The 466-nt window shown below is 71.9% G+C and carries 1 pseudogene; it reads right to left on the bottom strand.

What is annotated here, in order from left to right:
• Positions 1-313, bottom strand: a pseudogene (locus STRIP9103_RS13350) (penicillin-binding transpeptidase domain-containing protein); the annotation flags it as partial.
• Between the last annotated feature and the right edge of the window lie 153 nt (positions 314-466).

The raw sequence follows: 466 nt of genomic DNA, 5'->3' as shown, positions 1-466 counted from the left end.
ACGCGGTCTTCGCGGCCGTCGCGTCGTCCGTGGCGGCGGCGGCCTTCGCGACCGAGCCCTTCTGCCAGGCCGTGAGGAAGGTGGTGGCGGCCGTGCGGACCTCGGTGGCCGACAGCGGGCCGGTCTTCACGGCCTTCCCGTCGGCGGACGACGCCGAACCGTCCTCGGCCGCCGCTCCGCCGCCGAACACCGTGTACACGGCGAACGCGCCGCCTCCGAGGGCCATGACGGCCACGCCGCCGAGTACGATCTGCCGCCGCGACCTCGTCGACTTCGCGGCCTTCCGCTCGTCGACACGCCTTCTCTTACCCACGCTCCCGACCTTCCGCTGCCCCCGACTGTCTCTCGTCCCTCAACAACGAGGATCACCACCCTAGAGTCCCGGGGGCGCCATCGCCTAAGAGCTGCCGACAGTGCCCAAGAGCTCGGGCGAAGTGCTATTCGGGCGGCTGCGGGTGCGTGGGGG

The sequence above is a fragment of the Streptomyces ipomoeae 91-03 genome (assembly GCF_000317595.1).
GTDB classification, from domain to species: domain Bacteria; phylum Actinomycetota; class Actinomycetes; order Streptomycetales; family Streptomycetaceae; genus Streptomyces; species Streptomyces ipomoeae.
This window is presented reverse-complemented; position numbering and strand designations above follow the sequence as displayed.